General features: G+C 66.3%; 23 protein-coding genes. 13 read left to right on the top strand and 10 right to left on the bottom strand.

The annotated features are described in order from the left end of the window. The first annotated feature begins 79 nt into the window (after positions 1-79). The 6 genes from OXM58_12385 (at position 80) to OXM58_12360 (ending at position 9,209) form a co-directional block, all read left to right on the top strand. The gene (locus OXM58_12385; protein ID MDE0149160.1) at positions 80-1,546 is read left to right on the top strand and encodes a DUF4384 domain-containing protein; all 1,467 of its coding nucleotides are present in this window, start codon (positions 80-82) and stop codon (positions 1,544-1,546) included. 4 nt (positions 1,547-1,550) lie between these two features. Continuing rightward, positions 1,551-2,108, top strand: a complete 558-nt coding sequence (locus OXM58_12380; protein ID MDE0149159.1) for an OmpA family protein — start codon at positions 1,551-1,553, stop codon at positions 2,106-2,108. 90 nt (positions 2,109-2,198) lie between these two features. Beyond that, positions 2,199-4,505 carry a caspase family protein gene (locus tag OXM58_12375; protein ID MDE0149158.1) on the top strand — a complete coding sequence of 769 codons (2,307 nt, stop codon included), beginning with the start codon at positions 2,199-2,201 and terminating at the stop codon, positions 4,503-4,505. Positions 4,506-4,573: 68 nt separating this feature from the next. Then, complete coding sequence (locus OXM58_12370; protein MDE0149157.1) at positions 4,574-6,145, top strand: caspase family protein; 1,572 nt, start codon at positions 4,574-4,576, stop codon at positions 6,143-6,145. Between the two features lie 284 nt (positions 6,146-6,429). Then, positions 6,430-7,488, top strand: coding sequence for a TRAP transporter substrate-binding protein DctP (gene dctP, locus OXM58_12365; GenBank protein ID MDE0149156.1), 1,059 nt, complete (start codon positions 6,430-6,432; stop codon positions 7,486-7,488). A 323-nt stretch (positions 7,489-7,811) separates the two neighbouring features. Then, positions 7,812-9,209 (top strand): hypothetical protein, encoded by a 1,398-nt coding sequence (locus OXM58_12360; GenBank protein MDE0149155.1) that lies wholly within the window; start codon positions 7,812-7,814, stop codon positions 9,207-9,209. A 181-nt stretch (positions 9,210-9,390) separates the two neighbouring features. Here OXM58_12360 and OXM58_12355 read toward each other — a convergent pair whose 3' ends face one another. The 6 genes from OXM58_12355 to OXM58_12330 all read right to left on the bottom strand — a co-directional run bounded on the left by OXM58_12355 (position 9,391) and on the right by OXM58_12330 (position 16,012). Next, the gene (locus OXM58_12355; GenBank protein MDE0149154.1) at positions 9,391-10,098 is read right to left on the bottom strand and encodes an ATP-binding cassette domain-containing protein; all 708 of its coding nucleotides are present in this window, start codon (positions 10,096-10,098) and stop codon (positions 9,391-9,393) included. After that, positions 10,095-11,840, bottom strand: a complete 1,746-nt coding sequence (locus tag OXM58_12350) for an ATP-binding cassette domain-containing protein (protein MDE0149153.1) — start codon at positions 11,838-11,840, stop codon at positions 10,095-10,097. Before OXM58_12350 ends, OXM58_12355 begins: the two co-directional genes overlap by 4 nt. Then, positions 11,818-12,672, bottom strand: coding sequence for a branched-chain amino acid ABC transporter permease (locus OXM58_12345; GenBank protein ID MDE0149152.1), 855 nt, complete (start codon positions 12,670-12,672; stop codon positions 11,818-11,820). Before OXM58_12345 ends, OXM58_12350 begins: the two co-directional genes overlap by 23 nt. Positions 12,673-12,747: 75 nt before the next feature. Further along, positions 12,748-13,407: a cysteine hydrolase gene (locus OXM58_12340; protein ID MDE0149151.1), complete on the bottom strand. Its 660-nt coding sequence runs from the start codon at positions 13,405-13,407 to the stop codon at positions 12,748-12,750. A gap of 246 nt (positions 13,408-13,653) precedes the next feature. Then, entirely contained in the window at positions 13,654-14,841 is a 1,188-nt protein-coding gene (locus OXM58_12335; GenBank protein ID MDE0149150.1) for a substrate-binding domain-containing protein, read from the bottom strand. A gap of 52 nt (positions 14,842-14,893) precedes the next feature. Continuing rightward, positions 14,894-16,012, bottom strand: a complete 1,119-nt coding sequence (locus OXM58_12330; GenBank protein ID MDE0149149.1) for an amidase family protein — start codon at positions 16,010-16,012, stop codon at positions 14,894-14,896. Between the two features lie 47 nt (positions 16,013-16,059). Between OXM58_12330 and OXM58_12325 the strand changes: the two genes are divergently transcribed. From OXM58_12325 to OXM58_12310, 4 genes are all read left to right on the top strand, one after another. Continuing rightward, positions 16,060-17,034: an IS1595 family transposase gene (locus OXM58_12325; protein MDE0149148.1), complete on the top strand. Its 975-nt coding sequence runs from the start codon at positions 16,060-16,062 to the stop codon at positions 17,032-17,034. Continuing rightward, on the top strand, positions 17,031-17,456 hold the full coding sequence (locus OXM58_12320; protein ID MDE0149147.1) for a hypothetical protein: 426 nt from the start codon (positions 17,031-17,033) through the stop codon (positions 17,454-17,456). The genes OXM58_12325 and OXM58_12320 overlap by 4 nt, the downstream gene beginning before the upstream one ends. Before the next feature lie 64 nt (positions 17,457-17,520). Continuing rightward, positions 17,521-18,690: a DNA methyltransferase gene (locus tag OXM58_12315; protein MDE0149146.1), complete on the top strand. Its 1,170-nt coding sequence runs from the start codon at positions 17,521-17,523 to the stop codon at positions 18,688-18,690. Then, entirely contained in the window at positions 18,687-18,908 is a 222-nt protein-coding gene (locus OXM58_12310) for a hypothetical protein (GenBank protein MDE0149145.1), read from the top strand. The genes OXM58_12315 and OXM58_12310 overlap by 4 nt, the downstream gene beginning before the upstream one ends. 119 nt (positions 18,909-19,027) lie before the next feature. Here the strand turns inward: OXM58_12310 and OXM58_12305 are convergent, their stop codons facing one another. From OXM58_12305 to OXM58_12290, 4 genes are all read right to left on the bottom strand, one after another. Beyond that, positions 19,028-19,315, bottom strand: a complete 288-nt coding sequence (locus OXM58_12305) for a hypothetical protein (GenBank protein ID MDE0149144.1) — start codon at positions 19,313-19,315, stop codon at positions 19,028-19,030. 273 nt (positions 19,316-19,588) lie between these two features. Then, entirely contained in the window at positions 19,589-19,915 is a 327-nt protein-coding gene (locus tag OXM58_12300; protein MDE0149143.1) for a hypothetical protein, read from the bottom strand. Between the two features lie 192 nt (positions 19,916-20,107). Next, positions 20,108-20,482: an amidase family protein gene (locus tag OXM58_12295; GenBank protein MDE0149142.1), complete on the bottom strand. Its 375-nt coding sequence runs from the start codon at positions 20,480-20,482 to the stop codon at positions 20,108-20,110. Next, positions 20,479-21,687, bottom strand: a complete 1,209-nt coding sequence (locus OXM58_12290; protein MDE0149141.1) for a substrate-binding domain-containing protein — start codon at positions 21,685-21,687, stop codon at positions 20,479-20,481. Before OXM58_12290 ends, OXM58_12295 begins: the two co-directional genes overlap by 4 nt. A gap of 156 nt (positions 21,688-21,843) precedes the next feature. Here OXM58_12290 and OXM58_12285 point away from each other — a divergent pair, with 156 nt between their 5' ends. From OXM58_12285 to OXM58_12275, 3 genes are all read left to right on the top strand, one after another. Continuing rightward, positions 21,844-22,302 carry a MarR family transcriptional regulator gene (locus tag OXM58_12285; GenBank protein MDE0149140.1) on the top strand — a complete coding sequence of 153 codons (459 nt, stop codon included), beginning with the start codon at positions 21,844-21,846 and terminating at the stop codon, positions 22,300-22,302. Between the two features lie 272 nt (positions 22,303-22,574). Beyond that, positions 22,575-22,940 (top strand): STAS domain-containing protein, encoded by a 366-nt coding sequence (locus tag OXM58_12280; protein ID MDE0149139.1) that lies wholly within the window; start codon positions 22,575-22,577, stop codon positions 22,938-22,940. A gap of 244 nt (positions 22,941-23,184) precedes the next feature. Then, complete coding sequence (locus OXM58_12275; GenBank protein ID MDE0149138.1) at positions 23,185-24,396, top strand: ABC transporter substrate-binding protein; 1,212 nt, start codon at positions 23,185-23,187, stop codon at positions 24,394-24,396. Positions 24,397-24,461: the final 65 nt, after the last annotated feature.

The following is a 24,461-nucleotide window of genomic DNA, read 5'->3' as shown; positions in this document are numbered from 1 at the left end:
CTGCGATAAAATTGGCGGGTTTGCGATTGCTCCCTTCGGCGTTGTCCTGACGGGAGCGATTGCGCTGGCTCTCGCCGCCGTGACACAGACCGCGCGAGCCCAGGAGCAGCCGGACCCGGAAGACACAGTCTATGCCACCGGCGCATTGCCGGAAGACCCGGCGGCGCTGGCGAAACGGCCGCAGACCCGGACGTTCCGGGCGTTCCTGCCCGAACGGATCGATCTGAGCCACCGCTTTCCGCCCGCGGGCCACCAGGGCAGACAGGGCTCCTGCGTCGGCTGGGCGGTCGGCTATGCCGCCCGCTCCTACTATAACAGCACGCCCGGCGGCGGCGGGCGCCTGGGCGCCGACCGGATTCCCAGCCCAGCCTTCATCTACGATACGATCCGCCGGCCGGGCGCCGGCTGCGATACCGGCAGCCGGATCAGCGACGCCCTCAACCTGCTGAAGAACGGCGCGGTCTCCTGGGCCACCTATCCCTACGGTCCGCGGCGCTGCCGCCGGCCGGGGCCGGGGACCGTCGCGCGCGCCACCCGGTTCCGCATCGCCGGCTGGCTGCGGGTCGATACCGGCCGCCCCGACCAGGTCAAGGCCGAACTGGCCAAGGGCCATCCGGTGGTGATCGGCATGGTGCCGGACCGGGCGTTCCACCGGCTGCGCGGCCGGCGCGTCTGGCGCGCCGGTCCGGTCGATCTCCGGCAGGACGGCCATGCCGTGACCGTCGTCGGTTACTCGGAACGCGGCCGCTATTTCAAGGTCGTCAACTCCTGGGGCCGGCGCTGGGGCGAGCGCGGTTTCGGCCGGATCGGCTACGATACCTTCCGGCGGCGGGTGAAATACGGCTTCGCCATGCGCCTCGCGGCAAAACCCGCGCCGCCCAAACCCAAGCCGCCGCCGGCCGTGCAGACAATCCGGTTGCCGGCGGTTTCCTGCGGCCGGCTCAGGGTCGCGACGAGGAACGGCAAGCCGGCCGTCATCGGCTTCGTCGGCGCGAAGGACGATCTCGCCAAGGTGCGCCGGGCGGCGGCACAGGCCAACGCGCAGGTCGCCGTTGCGCTGCGGCCGTGGCCGCAATGCGAGACCCTGATGACCCTGGCGAAGCCGCTGGCCCACACGAGCCGGCCGATCATCGCCCTGCCGAAGCGCGCCTACCGGGCCGGCGAGACCCTGAGCTTCGGAGTCAGGATGGCCGGCTTCCAGGGCTATCTGCACGTCGCCTATGTCCAGGCCGACGGCAAGGTGGTCAACCTGGTCCGCTCCGATCCGGTGACGCTCAGGACCTGGCCGGCCCGGACCGCACTGGCCTTCGGCGACGGGCGGGAGGGAAGGCCGAAATTCACTGTCTCCGCGCCTTTTGGCAAGGAAATGGTTGTGGCCATTGCGTCGCGCAGCCCGCTGTTCGCCGGCAAGCGGCCGCTGATCGAGACCGAGCGCGAATTCCTGACCGCGCTGCGCCGCGCCATCGTCGCCCGGCCCGACCCGACCCGGCCGGAGCGGGTCGTCGGCGCCGCCTTCGTCGCCCTGGAGACGAAACAGGGAGAGTAGACCCATGAAGACATCCTGCATCGCCTTATCCGTCGCTCTTACGGCGATAACGGGCGCCGCACTCGCCCCCGCTGCCGAGAGCCAGTCGCGGCGGACCGAAACGGAGATCATCGAGGCGCTGACCAAGCGGCCGGCCAAGGCCCGCAGCTTCAGCACGACGCGCAGCTTCGGCAAGCGGGGCGTGACCGTCACCGGCGAGGAGAAACGCCCGGTGCCGTCGATCGACCTCAAGGTGACCTTCGCCTTCGATTCGGCCCGGCTCGACAACGACTCCATGCTGACCCTCGACGTGCTCGGTCGGGCGCTCTCCAACGAGGCGCTGAAGGGCCAGGCCATCGAGATCGTCGGCCATACAGACGCGAAAGGCACGCTGGAATACAACGACGCCCTGTCCGACCGGCGGGCCGCCGCCGTGGTCGGCTACATCGTGCGCAAATTCGCGCTCGACAGTTCGCTGATCAGCTGGAAGGGCATGGGCGAGCGCCAGCTGCTGGACCCGAACGACCCCGAAGCCGCGATCAACCGGCGCGTCGAGATCCGCAACGTCACGCACACGCCGTGACGGCCGGCCGATCCGGCGCGCCGAACCGGGTAACGCGGTGCGAGAAACGCCCGTCGAAAAGGGCGCTGGGGCCGCGGAGAGGAGGAGGAGATGAACGTCCGCAAACAGATTGCCGGGCAGTGCGCGGCTGCGCTGTTGCTGTCGCTAGCCTTAGTCAGCCCTGCGCAGGCCGCAAAGCGCGTTGCGCTGGTGATCGGCAATGCCGAATACAAACATGCGTCGCGGCTCGCCAATCCGCTCAACGACGCGGCCGATATCGGCGCTGCGCTGGGCCGGCTCGGTTTCGCGGTCACCCGGCTCGACAATGCCGGCTACGATGCGATGCGCAAGGGCCTGCGGGCCTTCACCCGGGCCGCGGCAATGTCCGAGATCGCCATGGTCTTCTACGCCGGCCACGGCATCGAGGTCGACGGGCGCAACTACCTGATCCCGGTCGATGCGCGCCTGGCGAGCGACCAGGACGTGGAATTCGAGGCGGTGCCGCTCGACCTGGTTTCCCGCTCGGTCGACCGGGCCTCGGAATTGCGCCTGATCGTGCTCGACGCCTGCCGGGACAATCCGTTCGCCAAGGCAATGACGCGCGCCGGCGCGACGCGCTCGATCGGGCGCGGCCTGGCGCGGGTCGAACCGGCGGGCGAGACCCTGGTCGCCTATGCCGCCAAGGGCGGCTCGGTGGCGGCCGACGGCGCGGGCCGCAACAGCCCCTACAGCACGGCCCTGCTGGCCCATCTGGAGCAGCCGGGGCTCGAGGTCGGCCTGATGTTCCGCAAGGTGCGCGACGCGGTGCTCAGAACCACCGGCGGACAACAGGAGCCGTTCGTCTACGGCTCCCTGTCGAGCAAGGGATTCTACCTGGCGGCAAGGTCCGCGCCGGGGCCGGGGACCGTGGCGCCCGGCGGCGGGAGCGGGATCGTCGTCAAGGACAAGGAATCGCTGTTCTGGCACTCGGTCAAGGGCAGCCGCGACCCGGCGGACCTCGAAGCCTACCTGGAGCAATATCCCGACGGCGTGTTCGCGTCCCTGGCGCGCAACCGGATCGCGCGGCTCAGGGACCCGCAGGCGCGGGACGTTGACGATCCGGCGGCGGCCGAAGCGGCGCTCGGCCTCAAACGCGGCGAGCGCCAGCGCATCCAGACCGCCCTGTGGGCCTCCGGCTTCGATCCGGGCGACCGAGGCGGGCTGTTCTTCGACAAGACGACGCGGGCGGCGATCGGCAAGTGGCAGGCCGCGCTGGGCCGGCCCTCGACCGGCTATCTCGGTATCGAGGACGCGAAGACCCTGCTCGGCATTGCGCCGGACCTGTCCGGCGGCGTCTGGGCGACCGCCACGAACGCTCCCTGCAAATTGTGGAACCCCGGCCCGCAGCCGGGCGAGACGGTGACCTGGTCGGGCGCCTGCGAGGGCGGCAGGGCTTCAGGCGAGGGCCGCACCGTCTGGAAGACCGGGCAGAGCGAGGAGACTTACGACGGCCAGTATCGCGCCGGCCGGAAGCACGGCACTGGCAAGGCCTTCTGGGCCGATGGCGCCAGCTATGAGGGCGAGTGGCGCGACGGAGCGCAGCACGGACAGGGCACCGCCAGATCGGCCGACGGGACCAGGTACGAAGGCGAGTGGAAGGACGGCAAGCGGCACGGAAAAGGCGCTCACATCTCGCACGACGGCCGCCGCTACGAGGCCGAATGGGTCAACGGCAGAATGCCGGATCGCGGCATCATCAAATCGCCGGCCGGCGTACGGTACGACGGTGAATGGCAGGATGGAGAGCCGCACGGCCGGGGAAAAAAGATCTGGCCTAACGGCACGCGTTTCGAGGGCGAATGGCGGGGCGGCGGATTTGTTCGCGGTCACGGAGTCGAAGTTTTTTCTAACAACAATCGTTACGAAGGCGAATATCTGAACGGCAAGAAACATGGCCGCGGCACCCGTACCTGGCCGGCCGGCAACCGTTACGAGGGAGGCTGGAAGGACGGCCAGATGCACGGCCGCGGGACTTTCACATGGAAGGACGGCGACCGCTACGAGGGTGAATTCCGGAAGGGAAAGCTAACCGGCCGCGGTACGTACATATGGAAGAATGGCGACCGCTACGAAGGTGAATTTCTAGACGGCAATCGGCACGGTCGGGGCACCAATACATGGAAGAGCGGTAGCCGCTACGAAGGCGGGTGGAAGGACAATAAAGAACACGGCCGAGGGACAGGTTATTTTTCCGATGGCGCGCGATATCAAGGCGAATTCAAAGACGGAAAGGCCCACGGCAGGGGAGTTTATTTCGACAAGTCCGGCAAGAGAAGAGCCACGGGCAGGGCGATTAACGGCTGTTACAGCTACAATACGGGAGGATATCGTGGGTGGTTTACCTGGGGCAATTCGAAGAAAGCCTGCGGGTTCAAATAGGCGACGGTAGTGCCGGGAAAAATGGCGACGGCCTGCGGCACTGCGGGACGGAGAGGAGGCTGAAAACGATGACGATGAGACCCTTTCCCTCACTGTTCGCCGCCCTTCTGCTGCCGGCGCTGGCGCTTTCAGCCCCGGCGCAAGCCGCCAAGCGGGTCGCGCTGGTGATCGGCAACGCGGTCTACGCCCATGCGCCGCAGCTGGCCAACCCGCTCAACGATGCCGGCGACATCGGCGCCGCGCTCGGCCGGCTGGGGTTCGCGGTCACGAAGCTGGAGAATGCCGGCAAGGTCGCCCTGGAGCGCGGGCTGCTGCACTTCTCGCGCGCCGCCTCGACCGCCGAAACCGCCGTGGTGTTCTATGCCGGCCACGGCATCGAGGTCGACAAGCGCAACTTCCTGGTGCCGGTCGACGCTCGCCTGCTGAGCGACCGGGAGGTCGAGTTCGAGACGGTGCCGCTCGACCTAGTCGGCCGGGCCGTCGAGGGCGCTTCGGGCCTCGGCCTGGTCATCCTGGACGCCTGCCGGGACAATCCCTTTGCGGCCTCGATGCGGCGCGCCGGCGCGAAACGCTCGATCGGCCGGGGCCTGGCGCGGGTCGAGCCGTCGGGCGAGATGCTGGTGGCCTATGCCGCGAAGGAAGGCACGCTGGCCTCGGACGGCGCGGGCCGCAACAGCCCCTACACCCGGGCCCTGCTGGCCCATCTGGAGGAGCCGGGCCTTGAGGTCGGGCTGATGTTCCGCAAGGTGCGCGACGCGGTGCTGAAGACGACCGGCAACAAGCAGGAGCCCTTCGTCTACGGCTCCCTGTCGAGCAAGGGCGCGTATCTGGGCGCCCGGCCGAAGCCGCCGGCGCCGACACAGGCGAAACCGGCCGTTCCGCCCAAGGGCGGCGGCGCGGCGGCGCACCGGCTGACCGCGGAACAGCTCGCTGCGGAGCGCCTATTCTGGGAATCGGTCAGGGACCGGGATCGGCCGGCGGATCTCCGGGCCTATCTCGACCGTTACCCGCAGGGCACCTTCGCCGCGTTGGCGCGCAATCGCCTGAAGGACCTGACCGACGCCCGGAACGCGTTCGCGTCCGAAGCGGCGGAGGCGGCCCTGAACCTGACGGCGCGGGACCGAAAGAAGGTCCAGACCGGCCTGTGGGTCCTGGGCTTCGATCCGGGCGTGCCGGACGGCGTGTTTGGAGACCGCACGCGCAAGGCGATCAGAGAGTGGCAGGAATTCCGAAGCAGGCCGGCGACGGGGTTTCTGGACGCTGCTTCGGCAAGGACGTTGCGTGCAGCGGCGCCCAACCATTCCGGTTCGATCTGGCAGAAACTGCGGAACCGGCCCTGCAAGGTGTGGAATCAGGCGCCGCATCCGGGCTCAACCGCCACTTGGACGGGCGGTTGCGTGGACAGCAAAGCCTCGGGGAGCGGTCGGTTGGTCTGGCGGGGAAGCTTCGGGCAGGACATCTACACGGGCGAATTGCGCGGCGGCAAGTACCATGGTCGCGGCACCTACCGTTGGGCTAGAGGCGATCGCTACGAAGGGGAATGGCGGGAAGGCAAAATGCACGGTCACGGAATCTACACCTGGCCGTCAGGTAATCGCTGCGAAGGTATGTGGCGGGAAGGGAAACGACCATCTTGCTAAGAATCTCGGCTGTGGCCCCATCGAGAATCTCACCTCCTCAGGCAATGTTCATGAATGGGTGAAGGACTGTTGGCACGACTGGTACCATGACGCGCCGTCGGGCAGTGGGTCGGGCCGAACATCGTCCAAGCAAAGTGCCGGGCGAACCGCCGCGGATCAAGCGTTGGCGCCGCGAAACCGGTATCGTTGTCAAATCAACGTTCGGTTGACGGATGCGCATCCAGCGGCGAACATAGGGCGGGAATTCTCGACGGATGATCGAGACAAGACGGAAAGGAAGACCCATGAAGAATTTCGTGCGGGCCGGCGTTCTGGCGGCGGCCGCTGCTGCATTCGGCCTTGCGGCCGCGCCGGCGCAGGCCAAGACCAAATTGTTGTTCTGCAGCTTCGTGACGCCGAAGCATGTGATCAGCCACGGCATACTTCAGCCCTGGACCAAGGAAATCGAGAAAGCGACGGAAGGCCGGGTCTCGATCCGCTTCGTGCCGGCCTGCCGGCTGGCACCGCCGCCGCTCCAGATGGTGATGGTGCAGAAGGGCACCGCCGACGGCGCCTTCGTATTCAACGCGTTCCTGCGCAAGCTGGTGCCGTCGACCCAGATCAGCATCCATCCGCAGATGGCCGTCACCGGCGTCGGTCGCGCGGTCGCCTTGTGGCGGATGTACCAGAAATTCTTCAAGGACAAGGCGAACTACAAAGACCTCGAAATGGTCGGATATTTCGGCGCGCCCGACGGCCTGTGGTATTCGATGTCCGACACGCCGCTTGTGTCGGTGGCGTCGCTGAAGACGATCAAAGTCTGGACCCTGCCGTCGATCCCGGCGCAGGCGCTGAAACTGTCCGGCGCCAACATCGTGCCCGGCCCGGCGGTGCGCATCTACCCGATCGTCTCGAAGGGCGTGGTCGACGCCTTCGTCGGCCTGACCCCCGACGACCTGCTCGCCTTCAAGATCGACAAATACGCCAAGTCCGCCACCGAAATTCCGGAAGGCTGGTTCGGCGCCACCTTCTCGACCTTCTGGAACAAGAAGAAGTGGGACACGATCCCCGAGCAGGACCAGAAGATCATCTGGAGCCTGTCCGGCGAAAATCTGGGCCGGCGCAGCTTGTCGTGGGATGCATCGAAAGCGAAAACGCTCAAGAGCTTCCTGACCACGCGCAAGGTTCACACAATGCCTGAAGCGGAAATGGCGAAGTTCCGCAAGGCCTGGGCGCCGCTGTTCGCCGACTGGATCAAGTCGATCAACGCGATGGGCGTCGACGGCAAGGCCGCGATGGCGTTCTATAAATCGCAAACGACGGCCGTCGATGCCGAAGTGCTGAAGCAATTGGCGAAAAAGTAATTTTGGGACTATAATGGGGCCTGCATCCCGGCGTTCCGGTTGGACGCCGGCGGTGCAGGCAAAAGCGGACGGCGACCGCGACGCAAACGCGGCCATATTCGGTCGTCCGCCGGCATACGGGCCCGGTAGCCCCCGATACTCTACCGGCCCGTCCGTTCCGTAGCCGACGCCACGGAACGGACGAGCGCCGTGGGGGCGGCAAATTTCCGGGCGGCTGATGAGATTGCAATCGGTCCGACTCGTCGGAGCCGGACACGGCTCTCGGCCGCTCGCGCTCGCGCGGGTTCGCAGGCGCACGTTGTTTGACGAAGGAGACAATGGGAATGAATGTTCAGACAATTCCAAGTCCGGCCCAGGATCCAGCATTGGCGAAATTCGGCCCTTCGCTTGCGGCCGGGGTCATCGAGCCGCCGCCCGGCAAGTTTCGGGCATTGACTGCAAGGGACCTCGATTCCGTCACCCAATTCGGCAATGTGTCGGATGACGACCTGTTCGCCATGCGCGTCGTCAGTTCGGTGCTCCCGTTCCGCACCAACCGCTATGTCATCGAACACCTGATCGACTGGGACAGGATTCCCGACGACCCGATCTACCAGCTGGTATTTCCGCAACGGGAGATGCTGGGCGAGGCGGAATTCCGCCGGATCGCCGACCTTCAGCTGCGCGGGGCGTCGAAGCATGAGATCGATCTGGCGGCGGCCGAGATTCGCGGCGGCCTCAATCCCCATCCGGCCGGCCAGAGGGAGTTCAACATTCCCAGCGAGGAGGACGAGGTCTTCGAGGGACTGCAGCACAAATACCGCGAGACCGTGCTGTTCTTCCCGAGCCAGGGGCAGACCTGCCACGCCTATTGCACCTTCTGTTTCCGCTGGGCCCAGTTCGTCGGCGACAAGGAGCTGAAAATCTCGTCCAAGGACGCCGAAGGCCTGCACCGCTATCTCGCCGCCCACCCGGACGTCTCGGACCTGCTGATGACCGGCGGCGATCCCATGATCATGAAGACCCGGGTGATGGAAGGCTATCTCCGGCCCTTCATCGACGATCCGGCGCTGGAGCATGTCCAGAACATCCGGATCGGCACCAAGGCGCTCACTTTCTGGCCGCACCGCTTCGTCCACGACGAGGATGCGGACGGCATGCTGCGGCTGCTCGAGGATATCGTGCGGTCGGGCCGCCATGTCGCGATCATGGCGCATTTCAACCACTGGCAGGAGTTGCAGACCAACGTGGTGCGCGAAGCGATCCGCCGGATCCGCGATACCGGCGCGGTCATCCGCGGCCAGGCGCCCTTGCTCGCCCATATCAACAACGATCCCGACATCTGGGCGCGCTTGTGGCGCGAGCAGGTCCGCCTCGGCATCATCCCCTATTACATGTTCGTGGAGCGCGACACCGGCGCGAAACGGTATTTCGAGGTGCCGCTGGTGCGCTGCTGGGAGGTCTTCCGGGGCGCGGTGGAGCAGGTCTCAGGCCTCGCCCGCACCGTGCGCGGCCCGAGCATGAGCGCGACGCCGGGCAAGGTCGAGGTTCTGGGCGTCCAGGAGGTCGGCGGCGAGAAGGTCTTCGTGCTGCGCTTCCTGCAGGGCCGCGATCCCGACTGGGTCGGCCGGCCCTTCTTCGCGAAATTCGACCCGCAGGCAACCTGGCTCGACGGCCTGAAGCCGGCCTTCGGCGAGGATTCCTTCTTCTTCGAGGACGGCCTGCGCGCGATGACGGGGTAGGTTCGCGGCAATTCAGAAGCCCGACAACCGGGTTTCGCCCCGAGCTGCGGCCCTGATTCGGTCCCGGACCGCCACCGGGGCGTAGGGGAGGGTTTCAAACCCTCCCCTACAATGCCGGTCGATGGCCCGATGCTTCCCGGAGGGCGGATCTCAGTTCCGGCCCGGTCGCCATTGGCCCGCATCACACATGCATATGCGCCGCCAGGGTCGCCTCAGTCATGTCGGCCGCGGCGCCGGCGAGCACGACCTCGCCGTGGTCCATAACGATCACCCGGTCGGCGATGTCGAGCGCGAAGGCGAGATTCTGTTCGACGATCAGCAACCCCCGGCCCTCGGCCTTGGCCTCGAGCAGGAAGCCGGCCATGCGTTCGACATTTTCCTGTTGCACGCCTTCGCTCGGCTCGTCGAGCAGAAGCAGCCGCCCGGGTTCGGCGACGCCGCGCACGAAAGACAGGATTTTCCGTTCGCCGCCGCTCAATGTCCCAGCCGACTGGGTCATACGGGCTTCGAGGATCGGAAAGGCGGCAAAGTAGGGAGCGTAGCGGCCTTCGACTTCGGCCGAAGACATCAGCGTCAGGTTCTCCCGGACCGACAGATTGTCGAACACCGGCCGCTCTTGAGGGCAATAGATCAGGCCCAGATCGTGGCGCCGGTCGGGCGCCAGCCCGTCCAGCGGTTGCCCGTCGAACGATACCGAGCCTGACTGAAGCGGCAGGTGCCCGGTGAGCAGGCGCATCAGCGTCGTCTTGCCGACGCCGTTGCGGCCGAGCACGCAGCAGGCCTCGCCTGCCGAGACCGCGCCGCCGACCGACCGGACGACGGTCGTCGCGCCGTAGCCGCCGGTCACGCCGGAGAAAGAAAACAACGGCCCGCCCGAATCCCCGGTCATGCCGAAGCCCCGACATATACGGCACGGACCCGCTCGTCCGCCTGGATTTCCGCGACCGTGCCCGACGCCAGCAGCCGGCCCTGGTGCAGAACGAATATCCGGTCGGCCAGTTCGCGCACGAACGTCATGTCGTGTTCGACGATCACCGTGCAGGCGTTCAACCGCCCGCTGACCCAGCGGACGGCTTCGATCACGTCCTGGGTCTCGGTCGGCGAGAGGCCGGCCGACGGCTCGTCGAGCAGGAGAAGCCGCGGCTCCGCGATCAGGACCATGACCAGTTCCAGGATCTGGCGCTGGCCGTGGGAGAGGTCGCCGGCCCGGCGGTCCTCTTCGGCGAGGAACGGAAAGCGGCTCTGCGCCTCGCGCAGGATGGCGCTGGACCAGCGGTGGCTGCCCATGCGGACCAGGTCGCGCCGCCGCGCCCGTCCACCCCACAGGCCGATATTGAAATTCTCCGCCACGGTCAGGTCGGGGAACAGGCTGGGGGCCTGGAACTTGCGCCCGACGCCGATGCGGCTCAGCAGGTCGGCCGCCGTTCCGGTGCGCGCCTTGCCGAAGATGCGGATATGACCGCTGCGCACCGGCAATTCTCCGGTCATCGCGTTGAAGCAGGATGTCTTGCCCGCGCCGTTCGGTCCGATCAGGCAATAGATGCCGGCGCGGTCGATTTCCAGGTCCAGCCCTTCCAGGATGTTCACCGAACCCATGCGGACGCGGACCTCGTCGAGGGCAAACCCCGTGTCGGCAAACCTAGTATCGCCGGAGGCTTCGGGGCGGGCCGGGCTGTCGAGAGTGCGGTCGGTGCGGCGGCGCCGGAGCCGCTCGAACCGCGGCTCGACGAAGCCCATGAGACCCTGCCGGAAATACAGTACGACGATAATGAAGATGGTGGCGAGGATGACCTCCCAATAGCTGATCTCGTCGCGCAGGTCGGCGGTCAGGATGCCGATCAGGACGGCGCCGACGACCGGACCGTAGAGCGTCGCCCGCCCGCCGACCGCCGCCCAGATCACCAGATCGGCGGACAGGAGAAAACCGCAAAGCTGCGGCGTAACCAGGTTTTGCTGGGGCGCATAGAGGGCGCCGCCGATGCCGGCGAGCACACCGCTCAGGCCGAACACGGCGGCCTTCACGTTCTGCACCGCGAAGCCGCAGAAGCGCACCCGCTGCTCGTTCTGGGCGACCGCCCGCCAGACGACCCCGGCCGGCGCGCGGCGCAGCCAGGCGACGCCGAGGAGACAGACTGCCAGCGCAACTGCCGAAATGTAGTAGAGGTCGGTAAAATCGCTCAACCCGGGGAGGCCGGGGATGTTCTTGAGTCCGTTGAAGCCGCCGGTGACGTCGTTCCAGCTGTTCGCGATCTGGAAGGCGAGCAGGGTGAGCGCCAGCGTGATCATGGCAAAGAACGGGCCGCTCAGCGTCCGCCCGCGGAACACCAGCAGGCCGATGCCGTAGGCCAGCAGGCCCGGCGCCAGCGCCGCTCCCGGCAGCAGGAGCAGGAGCAGCCAGCTGTCCTTGAAATGGATCAGCGAGAGGCCGGAGAGATAGGCCGCCAGCCCGAAGAACATGGCCTGGCCGAGCGGCAGGAAACCGGCCTGGCCCCAGCACAGGCCGATGCCGAGCGACGCGATGGCGTAGAGAAAGTACAGCGCCAGCGTGTAGGCCCAGAATTCCCCGACCAACTGGGGCAGCACGGCGAGCGCCGCGACCAGGGCCGCGCTATGTCCGAGGAAAGAGGCCATTCGGGCGCAGCCAGAGGAAGAGGATCGCGATGATGAGCACGGTCGTATAGCCGTAGGTCCGGTCCAGGAAGGCGCTGACGACGCTCTCGACGCCGCCGATGACGCGGGAGCCGGAGATCAGGCCAACCAGGCTGCCGAGCCCGCCGACCACGAGCACGAAGAAGGATTTGAGGATGAAGTCCAGGCCCAGGGTCGGATTGACCGGCAGGAGCGGCGCCAGCATGACGCCGGCGAGCGCGGCGAGACAGCAGCCGAACACGAAGGTGTTGCGCGCCAGCCCCGTGACCGGGATGCCGACCGAGCCGGCGAGTTCCGGATTGTTGACCACCGCGCGGATGCGCCGGCCGGTGGCGCTGCGTACGAACCACCAGACCAGCCCGGCGACCAGCGCGATCGAGACGACCGTGAGCAGCAACCGGTAGGACGGATAGTCCGCGCCGATCACGTCGACGCTGCCGGTCAGCGGCGTGGCGACGCTGCGGAAGCCCCGGCCGTAGACCGCCTCGACGGCCTCGCGCAGCAGCATGCTCAGCCCCCAGGTCGCCAGCAGCGTATCGAACGGACGGGCGTAGAGCGGCCGCACGAGCAGCCGCTCGACAACCAGCCCGAGAACGGCGCAGACAAGGAGCGCCAGGGGCACGGCGGCGAGGAAGGGCAGGTTCTGGGCCTGGACGAAGAAGGCGCAATAGGCGCCGATCATGACGAACTCGCCATGGGCGAGGTTCATCACCCCGAGCAGGCCGAACACGACGGCGAGGCCGAGAACGACGACGGCCAGGGTGGAGACCTCGTACACCACATTCAGGATGTTGGTGGTGAGGATCGGATCCATCGGCGTCAGGGCTCCCGGCGCGGGTGCGGTTGCGAGAGAAGCGGCGGCGGCAGCCGGCGACCGGTCGGGCCGCCGCTACGAACTTCCGCCGGCCTGCCAGGAATTGATGACCGCGTCGCCGCTCACGACCCAGCCGAACCCGATCGAGAAACTGGCGAAGACGCTTTGCTCCATGTCCTCGCCCACATCCGCCGTGGCATCCGAAACGACGAACACCCGGTAGTCGCGCATATGCGCGTCGCGCGCCGTGCTCTCGACGCAGTGCCTGGTGCCGACGCCGCACATGTACAAGGTCGAGGCGCCGAGACTGCGGAGCACGGTTTCCAGGCGGGTGGCGTAGAAACCGCTGTAGCGGGATTTCTCGACGACGAAATCCCCTTCGGCCGGCGTCAGCTCCTCGACGATCTCGGCTTCCCAGGTGCCGGCAGCCACATAGTTGGCGTCCTTGAGCGCCGGCCAGACCTCCCGGATCAGAACGCCGCCGTCGCGATAGTCCGGACGGTAGACATATTTGAGATAGATGACCGGAACCTGCTCCCGATGCGCAGCGTCGATCAGCCGGCGGCAGCCGGGAATCGCCCGGCGCATGCGCTGCGGATCGTACTCGGGCGGCGTATTCATTTCCGGCCAGAGCCGTGCAAAGGCGCCTTCCGGGTGCAGGTAGGAATTCTGCATATCGACGACGATCACCGCGGAATCGGTCGCCGGAAGGCCGATGGCGGGTAATTCGGTCATGTCAAACGGCCTCCAGCGCTGGGGGCGCTATCGTCGCCGTCCCGGCCATTCCGGGCGGGCATACCGATGGATCGAACAGGCGCCCTGCCTGACATTCCTTACCGCATCGGGACCGGCCCTGTCATGAGCCGGTCACGGCAAAACAGCCGGAAACGCGGAAGGCGCCGGCCTTTCGGGCAGGACCGTTATCCCGGCACCCGCCCGCGCCGGCGGCCTGTGCCGGCGCGGACGAGACCGGAAACGGGATCAGCTGCAGGTCTGGCCGTGCGCCACCGCCTTGAAGCTCTCGACGATGTCGAAGCTCGTGCCCTTGCACTCGGCAAGGTACATGTCCTTGACGACGTGCCGGTTGGTCATCACGCCCGACCCGGTCGCGGTCCTGTATTGCAGGTTATTCGCCGCTGCCATCAGCTTGCCGGCATCCTTCGTGCCGCCCGCCTTCTCGACCAGCGCCTTGGCGCAGTAGACGCCGGAATAGACGTCTGCACCGAGCATGCTGAGCGGCGGCGGCTTGGGCGCGAAGGCCTTGGCGAAGCCTGCCTTGAACTTGGCGTTGGGCTCGCTCTTCTCGTTCACGAAATAGGACATCGCGCTGTACAGGCCGGCGCTGTTCTCGGCGCCGATGCCGAACAGGGTCAGCTCCTCCAGCAGGTAGGAGACGCGCTTGATCGACTTGTCCAGGCCGAAGCCGGCGAAGGTCCGGTTGAAGTTGACATTGTCGCCGCCGACCAGGGTGATGACCACGAGATCGGGCTTCTTCGCCTTGATCCGTGTCACCGCATCCTCGAACTTGTTCGGCGCGCCAAGCGGGAGATATTCCTCGCCGACCACCTTGCCGCCGGCCGCCGCGATGTATTTCTTCGCCTGCTCGTTGGTCTTGTGCGGCCAGACATAGTCGTTGCCGATCAGATAGTAGCTCTTCGCGCCCAGGGTTTTCGCCAGCCAGGAGATCGAGGGCTGGACCTGCTGCTGGGGCGTATCCGCCGTCACATAGACGTTGGGGTTGCATTCCCCGCCTTCGTAGAGCGGCGTGTAGACGTAGGGCACCCGGCCCTTGAGCGCCGCGACGATCGCCTCGCGCACCGCACTGTTGTGCGAGCCGAGCACGAGATCGACCTTGTCGCGCAGCATCAGCCGGATCGCCGCCTTGGCGGCCTCGGCCGGGGTTGCGCCGCCGTCGGCCGGGATGACCGTCACCTTGCGGCCGCCGATGCCGCCGCCGGCGTTGATCTGGTCTATGGCCAGCTTGGCGCAGGCGGTTTGCGTCGGCCCGAACAGCGAGGCCGGACCGCTCAACGCCAGAAAAGTGGCCATCTTGAATTCACCGGCAGCCCGTGCGCCGGTCAGGACGGCCGGTGCGGCGACGGCCGCGCCTGTGCCCACCGCGCCGGCGACGAAGCGGCGGCGCGAAATCGGATTGAGGATTTTGGTCATGACGTTCACTCCCTGTTGATAGGTTCGATTGCCACCTGGGGGGACCGGCGGTTCATTCGCCGGTCCCGCTTGAAGCCGGTGCCGGCGTAGCCGGCAGGATTTCTTCGACCGCGGCGCTCAACGCCAGCAGGGCGCGGTCGCTGCCCGCCGGGCCGTCGAGTTCCATGCCGATGGGCAGGCCGTCGGCGGACAGGCCGGCCGGCAGGGTGACGCCGGGGATGCCGGCGACGCTCGACGGGCTGGTGTTGCGGATGAAGGTGAGGAAGGTCGGTACCGGCTCGCCGTTCAGCTCGACGGTCTCGTCCTCGCCGATCTGGGCAGCGGGCAAGGGCGTCGTCGGGAAGATCGCCGCCAGAACGTCGTTCGCCGCGAACCAGTCGGCGTAGGCGGCCTGGAGCGCCGGCCGCGTCGCGTCGAGCGCCTCGCGATAGACCGTCTCCGGGATCGCGCCCTCCGGCGTCGTCAGGCTCTGCAACAGGCCGGCGACGTCCGGGCTGGCGGCGGCGCCCGCCAGGGCGGGGTAATCGATCGGCAGCCCGTGGCCCGACAGGTAGCGGTTCAGGTCGACGACTGTTTCGTAGAGCGCGATCGGGAAGCCCGCCGCCTCGTCGAGTTTCGGCACGTCCGGCATATCCGCCTCGACCAGCACGGTGCCGGCCGCGGTGAGGGCAGCCAGCGCTTCTTCGGCCACGCGGGCGGTTTCGGGATGCAGGTTCTCGAAGAAATGGCCGCGGGGAACGCCGATCCTTGCGCCCGCCAGAGCGGTCGCCGCAAGGCCGTCCGGTTCGTTCGTGACGACGCTGTCGAACAGGGCGAGATCCTCGACCGAACGGGCCAGCGGGCCGGCCGTATCGCGGGTGCGGGAGATCGGCACAATACCGGCCTGGCTGTAGCGGCCGGTGGTCGGACGCAGGCCCGCCACGCCGCACAGGGCAGCCGGGATGCGCACGGAGCCGCCGGTGTCCGAGCCCAGGGCGACCGGCGCCATGCGCGCCCCGACCGCGGCGCCTGAGCCGCCGCTGCTGCCGCCGGGAATCCGGTCGGGACCGTACGGGTTGCGCGCGGGACCGAAAGCGCTGTTGTTCGAGGTAATGCCGAAGGCCAGCTCGTGCATGTTGAGCTTGCCCATGATTAGGGAATTATATACGACAGTCACTTTTTCCTTGAACATGCCGCCGTCCGTCCCTATATTATAATCACGAAACAGAGGGACGGACAATGGCTCACAACGCACCCGGCAAGCATCATCGCGAAGGCATCAGCCTCAAGAAGCTGATCGGCATGTTCCCGAACGACGACGCGGCCCGCAAGTGGTTCGAGTCGAAGCTCTGGCCGCAAGGCCCGTACTGCCCGCGCTGTGGATCGTTCAACGTGCAGTCGAACATCAAGCACAAGACGATGACGCACCGTTGCCGGGACTGCAAAGGCCAGCCGATGTTTTCGCTCAAGACGGGCAACATCATGGAAGGGTCGAAGCTCGGCTTTCAGACTTGGGCCATCGCCGTCTATCTGGTCACGGTGAACCTGAAAGGCGTATCGAGCATGAAGCTGCATCGGGATCTGGAAATCACGCAGAAATCAGCGTGGTTCCTGTCGCACCGGCTGCGCAAGGCCATGGAAAGCGGCAAGCCGCTGTTCGCCGGGCCGACCGAGGCGGATGAATTCTATGCCGGCGGCAAGGAAGGCAACAAGCACGCCGCCAAGAAGCTGAACGCAGGCCGCGGCACGGTCGGGAAGGTTCCGGTCGCCGGGCTGCGGGACCGGGCCACGGGCAAGGTCAAAGCGCAGGTCGTTCCCGACACGACGCGGGAGACGCTGCACCGCTTCGTGACCGAGCACACGGCGGAAGGCTCGACTGTCTACACGGATGAGGCGGTCGCCTATCGCGGGCTGCCGAACCGGACGCACGAAACCGTCCGCCACAGTGCCGGGGAATACGTCAAGGGCATGGCGAGCACGAATGGGCTGGAATCCTTCTGGGCCACGATCAGCCGCAGCCATGACGGCGTGTTCCACCACTTTTCGCCCAAGCACCTGCCCCGGTACGTCGGAGAGTTCGCGACCCGCCACAATCTGCGCGATCTCGACACAATCGACATGATGTCGGCGATCGCCGCGGGCGGGGTCGGCAAAAGGCTCCGGTATCGCGAACTGATCGCCGATAACGGGCTGGGATCGGGGGCCCGGTCATGAGCGCCCAGAATTGGGTGGTCGCGCGAGCCAACTGCACGCCCGCTGACAACATGACCGAACTGGTGAAGCGGCTGAAAAAGGATATCCGGTCCTACAACGGCTTATCTTCGGACAAGCGGGGCAAGCGCCAGTTCAAGGCCGATCTCGAGAACGGCGAGCTGGTCATCCGGCGAATGGTCGAGTCACCGGTGAATACCGGCGGGCACTACGTCGTCGAGGACGAGGACTATATCGGCGATGTTATCCGGGTGCGGCGCGACGACGCCACAATCACCGCCTGCCGGGCCGACAAGGCGCATGTTGAGATCGTCCCGGACTGGAACCCGGAAACGCAGGCGTGCGACCTCAAGATCGACGGCAAGCCTCTCCCCGTCTGGCGCGTCAGCGAGTTGATCCTCGGCGAGTTTCTGTTCGAGTCCTGATATGCCCGCCAACTGGCGCAACCGGACGCTCTGGACCGGCGATAACCTCGATATAATGCGAGGGATGAACAGCGAGTCGGTGGACCTGCTGTACCTCGATCCGCCGTTCAACAGCAACCGGGACTATGCCGCGCCGATAGGCTCGGAAGCCGCCGGGGCGGCGTTCAAGGATACCTGGACGCTTTCGGACGTTGACCAAGCCTGGCACGGCGAGATAGCCGACCGGGCGCCCGCGCTGTACGCCATCATTGACGCCGCCGGCGTCGCGCACGGCAAGGGCATGAAGTCCTACCTGATCATGATGGCGGTGCGGTTGCTGGAAATGAAGCGGCTGCTGAAGGAGACGGGCAGCATCTATCTGCACTGCGACCCCACGGCGTCCCACTATCTCAAGATGCTGATGGACTCGATCTTCGGGGGGGGGCGGTTCAGGAACGAGATCGTTTGGTTCTACAGACGTTGGCCTTCCAAACAGAAGAATTTTCAGCGGATGCATGACATCGTTCTGCGATACGCGAAGGGCGATGATGTCATTTGGAACCAGCTATTCGACCCGTTGAGCGATGAAACGCTCAAGAGGATCAAGGGCGGCAAGAAGATCGTGACATTTCACGATGAGGAAACCGGGAAAAAACGCATTCGCGCGACTGGCGAAAAATCGAAGGGCGTTCCCATGCGGGATGTTTGGGAGATCAAGCAAATCGTCGGCCCGTCTGCCGAGCGCGTCGGCTATCCGACGCAGAAACCGCTGGTGCTACTCGACCGGATCATTCGGGCCAGCTCCAATCCGGGCGACATGGTGCTTGACCCGTTTTGCGGCTGCGCTACGGCGCTGGTAGCCGCCGACAGGCTCGACCGGGAATGGGCCGGGATCGACCTGTCGCCGCTGGCGGCCCGGCTGGTCCTGAAGCGCCTCCGGGACGACAGAGGCCCGCTGTTCGACGACGTGCACCATCGGGAAGACGTGCCGGCCCGGACGGACCTCGGCGACCTGCCGAACTATCGAACGCACAAGCACACGCTGTTCGGGCGGCAGGAAGGCATCTGCGCGGGCTGCCGCGTGCTGTTCCCGTTCCGCAACATGACGGTGGATCACGTCGTGCCGCGGGCCAAGGGCGGGCAGGACAACTTCGACAATCTCCAACTGCTGTGTGCGGCGTGCAACTCCATGAAGGGCGCGCGCTCGCAGGAGGAATTTGTCGCCAGACTCAAGGCGGAAGGAATCAGGACATGACCGCAAAGCGGAAGCGCAAGCCGAAACCGAAGCGCAAGAAACCGCCGATCCCGCCGCCGGTCGAACTGCCGGAGCCGCGCACGGTGCGGTTGCGCCCGGCCTCGATCTATCCGACAAAGGCGGAACTGGAAGAGCCTGTCAGGATCGACGCAACGCCGGACGAACTAGCGGCGGCGATCCTGCGGCCCGTGCGGATCGTGACGGACAAGGACGCCTGACAGAAAAGCCCCGTGCGGTTGCGGGACCGGCACGGGGCGAAGACGATGCGTTATCTCAGGGAGGAGAATCCACGCGCAACCCTTCTAGCAGGGAGTGTGCGACATGACCAGCGCCGAGATTATACCCTTCGTCCAACCATCGGAGCCGGTGAGGGCTGACGCTGCGGAGTCGGATGCAGATAATCCTCAACCGCCTGCTCAAGAAGTTCTGCAAGCTGCTTCGCCGCCGGCGGAGACAGAGCAAACGGAAATGGCCACTCATTCCCGGGGTCAAGGAATTGCACGACGATCATTTCGCCCTCTGCGTCCAGTTCCGCTTCCAAGGCCGACACAGGACGAATGGGATGACCTGAATCGTCGGATTCAGGCAAGTTACGCGAATCGAGGGGATTAGGCACTGTCTTCACGGCTGACTCTCCATGCTTGGCGGGCCGTTGACGGCGCGGCGCGTCTTACGCTACATGGAGCATAGACGGGGCGCGGCCGGCCTCGGCTCGCAAGGTTTCCACAACGCCCCTGGGGACTCCCATCCTTGGGGGCGTTGGCGTTCTAGGGCGGCGAGATTGGCGGGTCAATCGCCCGGCCGTCGGGTCGGGGCGGCGGCCATTTCAGCGAAGCCGCCGCCCCTGCGGACTGCGCGAGTTCGGAGGCCAGCGCAGCCCGGTGCTGGACCCGGACGCCTAGACGTACCACAGATGGCGTTCGGCCATCCGCTCCCGAAATTCCTTCTGCGATTCCGGTTCCGGCGCGGCTTTCGGCTTGGCCGGGACGCGGACCATCTCTTGCGGGAACCGCGCCATTTCGTAGGTCGCTGCCGCTACAGCGCGCTTCGCCTCGGCTGTCAGCTTGCGCTGTCCCTCCAAGGCGCGCCGCCCGGCTTCCAGTATCGCCTGCCGATCCCGTCGCGCGGCGCGGACAGCTTCGGCAAGTGCAGCGGTGCCGCCGAGTCCGGTGATAGAGGTGCGGGCGGAAAGGCGGACAGGTTCGGGCTGTTGAGTCACCGTCATTGCGGTCACCTCCTTCATGCGGAGGGCGCACTTGACGGTTCAGGGGAATCGTCCTATTTCCCCGGTGCGATTGATCCATCAAGTTTCGCCCTGTTTCATGCAGGACTGACCCCACTGTGAACGCCGCGCTCTGGCAAGCGCGGCGTCACGCATTTTGGGGCTGGGGCAGAGATAGTCGCCACATCTAGCGCGTCAAGCGGCTAGTGACTTTCGTATATAATTCCCCATGATTATGGCGCCTTCGTCGATCAGCCGCTGGACCACGGGCGCATTGCGTGCCGGCCGGTGGTCGCGCAGCCCGGGCGTACCGCCGGTCGTCGGCATGCCGTCCGTATCGAAATTGTCCTTCACCGGCACCGGCAGCCCGCGCAGCCGGCCGCCCGACTGCTGGGCCGCGCGCTCCGCCTCTTCCAGCACTTGTTCGGGATCGAGATGGATGAAGGCATTGAGCCCGGCCGCGGCTTCGCATTGCGCGAGCAGGGCTTCGGCATATTCGCGCGGCGAAATGCGTCCGGCGCCTATTTCGCGCAGCGCTTCCGATGCCGTCCAGTCCGTCGGATTGCTCACGTTGGGGTCCCCTTGTTCGGTTCGACCTGCGGAAAGGTCTGCCGGATGGTGAATTCGACGCCGTCGGCTTCGGCAAGGTGCATGTCCTTGACGAAATGCCGGCCGACCATGCGCATCCGGCCGCGCGGCCCGGTCATCTCCAGGCCGTCGGCAACCCGGCCCAGTTTTTCGACGTCGAGGCTGCCGGCGGCGGACACGATCCGGTGCAGGAACATCAGCCCCTCGTAGCATGACTGGCCGATCGAGTTCAGCACCGGCGCGTGCGGGCCGAACCGGCTCCGGTAGCGGCGCACGAACGCCTCGTTCTCGGGGTAGGGCAGGTTCGCGAAATAGGCGGCGCTGGACAGCAGCCGCCGGCTGCATTCGGGGCCGATACCGAGAACCGTGTTTTCTTCCGTCAGAAGGCCCAGCCGCCAGATCCGCTCGTCGAGGCCGGCGCGGGTGAAGGCCCGGTGGAAAATCACGGCGTCGCTGCCGATCAGCGTCACGATCAGCGCGTCGGGCCGCAGCCTGCTGATTTCGCCGATGACGGCGTCGAAATCCTCGGTCTCGAGCGGCACCATCGTCTCGCCGGCGATCTCCGCCTCCTGCCCGGCAAGCAGCCGGTGCGCCATGCGATGCACGTCGCGCGGCCAGCGGTAGTCGTTTCCGATCAGGTACCAGCGGCGGGCGCCGAGATGCGATTTCATCCAGGGCAGTACCGGCGCCAGCTGCTGATAGGCAGTCTCGCCGAGAAAGAAGACGCCCGGCTCATAGGCGTCTCCTTCGAAGATCGGCGTGTAGACATAGGGCAGCCGGCGGCCGATTCGCGGTCCGAGAATTTCGCGCACGCCGCTCGGGTGGGTGCCGATCAGGGCGGCGACGCCGTCTTCCTCGATCAGCCGCTCGCCTTCCCGGGCCGACGCGGCGAACGACATGCCGCCGTCGCCGACGACGACCTGGACGCGCCGGCCGAGCAGTCCGCCGTGCGCGTTGATCTCCTCGGCGGCCAACTGGGCGCAATACCGGCCCGACGGCCCGTGCAGGCCGCTCGAACCGCTGATCGGCAGCAGCAGGCCGACTCGAATGAGCCGCTGTTCGTGCGCCGAGGCGGCCGTGCCCGACGGCGCGCGCCGGCCCCGCCGGTCGGCAAGACGCCCCGACGCCCCGTCATGCGCCGCGCTGTCGACAATCGGCCTGTCCAGTATGCCGACCGACCGGTCCAAGGCGTGCGTTCCTCCCTGCAGCTTTCGGCCCTGTCCGCCATGTCGGCGCGCCCGGCCGCCTCGGCGAAAACCCGTCGGGCCTTTTTGCTTGATCTCTTCGCGATGCAACCATATTTTCCTTGAAATGTAAAATATTAAAAAGGCAACGATTTACGCATGGACCGCCCGCCCGACAGCGCCAATCCGGCTCCGGAGACCCTGACGGAACTGATCCTGCGGGCCAGCGCCCAGGTCAGCAGCACCCTCGGGATTCGGCTGAAGCCCCTGGGGGTTCAGGTCGATGAAATGCGGGTCCTGCACGCCCTGAACGCGACCGGGAGCGCCGCCGGCGGGCTGAGCATGACCGAACTGTCGGAGGCCCTGGTCATCGGCGGGCCGACTCTCACCCGGATAGCGGACCGGCTGGTCAGCGAGAATCTGGTCTATCGCGCGCCGGACCCGCACGACCGGCGCCGGGTCAGGCTGCACCTTACCGATACCGGCGCGGCCTGCGCCGCCGAGGCGGCCGAGGTTGTCGCGGACATGCAACAACTGCTGACCGCGCGCTTTGCCGAACTGGACCTGGACGATCTGTCGTCGGCCCTGGCGCGAACGGCCTCGCCGCTGAAAGATTGATCCGCCGCCCTTCGCCTTCCCGAGATCCGGCCCCTCGCCGTTTCGCCGCCCGGAATGAATCCGGCCGGGGCAAGCCATTGTTTCGATCCCGGCTCCTTGATAGGATTGGTGGGTGACAACGGGCATGGCGTCCGGCCGGAAGAGCCGGACGAAATCGCGAAACGTACAGGAGATTCGCCACGCCGCAGCCGGCCGGTTGCGGAGCGCCTCTGTCCTAAGCCGCGAGCCTTACGTCCGATGAAGCGCGCAGAAGTCATCGGGATAGCGGAAGGATGTTGAACGTCACGACCGAGCGGTTCGGCAATGTTCTTGCCGTCCACGTCGAAGGACGCATCGACAGCGCAAATTTCGGCCGGTTTCTGGACGCGATGAAATCCGGGATCGAAGAGAGCGACCGCGCGGTCATCGTCAACATGGAGCGGCTGGTCTACATAGGCAGCGAGGGCCTGCGCGCCCATCTGGTGACGGCCAGGTTTCTTCAGGAACGCGACGCCAGGCTGGTTTTCTGCTGTGTCGCGGATCATATCCGCGGCGTCTTCGAGTTGACCGGGATGGACAAGATCGGGACGTTTTTCGCAACGAAGAACGACGCGTTTGCCTCTTTGAACCTGCAGGAGCAAGCTTCCCGCCGACTGTAGGTCCCGGACGGTTTCGCGCCGTTGCGCTGCGGCAAACCGGCAGACCGATTCCGCCTGATCCGCAGCCGGCGCGACTCCGGCAATTTACGGACGCCCAGGAGCGGACATCCAATGCGGACATGCAATTGCGTGCGCGCGCCATTCCCGGTAAGAGTGCCGGCAGGTGCGGCGGCGGCCGGCGCAAGGCCCGGTCGGGTCCGCCGTGCGGATCCTTAGAGAAAATCTCCGAATGGGAGGAAACGATATGACGATCAAGCAGACAGGCCGGAGCCTGGTGCTGGCAGGCGTCGCAGCGGCAGTCCTCGCGGCTCCGGCAATGGCGGCCGGCGCCAAGATCGGCTTTCTCGGCGGCATCACCGGCCCGATCCAGGGCGCGGTCCCGCCGATCATCGACGCCGCACGCCTGGCGGTGAAACATGTCAACGACCAGGGCGGCATCCTGGGCGGCAAGCTGAGCATGGTGCTCGGCGACTCGAAATGCGATCCGCAGAGCTCGGTCGGCGCCGCCAACAAGCTGGTGAATGTCGAAAATGTCGCCGGCATCGTCGGCGCCCTGTGCTCCGGCGCGACCATCGGCGCAGCCAATGCCGCGGCGGTTCCTGCCGGCGTCGTGATGATCTCGCCGGCCTCGACCTCGCCGGCGATCACCACGCTGAAGGACAAGGACTTCATCTTCCGCGTCGCGCCGTCGGACAGCTTCCAGGGCAAGGTCCTGGCGCGCGCCGTCCTGGCCCGCGGCATCAAGAAGGTCGCTCTTACCTATGTGAAGAACGACTACGGCAAGGGGCTGGCCGACAATTTCCGCAGCGAATTCAAGAAGGGCGGCGGAACGATTGCCGGCGATCAGGCGCATGAGGACAAGAAGAGCTCCTACCGGTCCGAACTGGCGACGCTGAGCAAGGGCGGGGCCAAGCATCTCGTGCTGGTGGGCTATCCGCAATCCTCGGCCCCGGTCATCATCCGCCAGTCCCTGGAAGGCGGCCTGTTCGGCAAGTTCATCGGCCCGGAAGCGATCTATGACGCGAAAATGTGGAAGACCGTCGGGATCAAGAATCTCGAGGGCCTGTTCTACACGCGCCCGTCTTCGCCGTCCGGCCCGGCGCTCGACGCATTCAACGCCGCGATGAAGAAAGCGTATCCCAAGAGCGCTGGCGGGCTGTTCGTGCCGCAGACCTATGACGCAGCCTTCGTTCTCGCGCTTGCAATCGCCAAGGCCGGCTCGACCGACGGCACCAAGGTGCGCGACGCCCTGCGCGCCGTCGGCAACGGCAAGGGCATGAAGATCCTGCCCGGCCAGTGGAAGGAAGCGCTCGCGGCCATCAAGGCCGGCAAGGACATCGATTATGCCGGCGCCACTGGCGACATCGATTTCGACAAGGACGGCGACGTCGCCGGCTCGTACAACCAGTGGGAGGTCAAGGGCGGAAAGGCCGTCGATCTCGGACCGGCGAAGTAGCTGCCAGCCCACCCGGAATTATCGAGCCCCGGTTCTTCGGAACCGGGGTTTTTCTTTCGGTGTCG

Source organism: Rhodospirillaceae bacterium, from assembly GCA_028819475.1.
GTDB lineage: Bacteria > Pseudomonadota > Alphaproteobacteria > Bin65 > Bin65 > Bin65.
The sequence above is the reverse complement of the archived record's forward strand: the minus strand, read 5'-3'. Positions and strand labels throughout refer to the sequence as shown.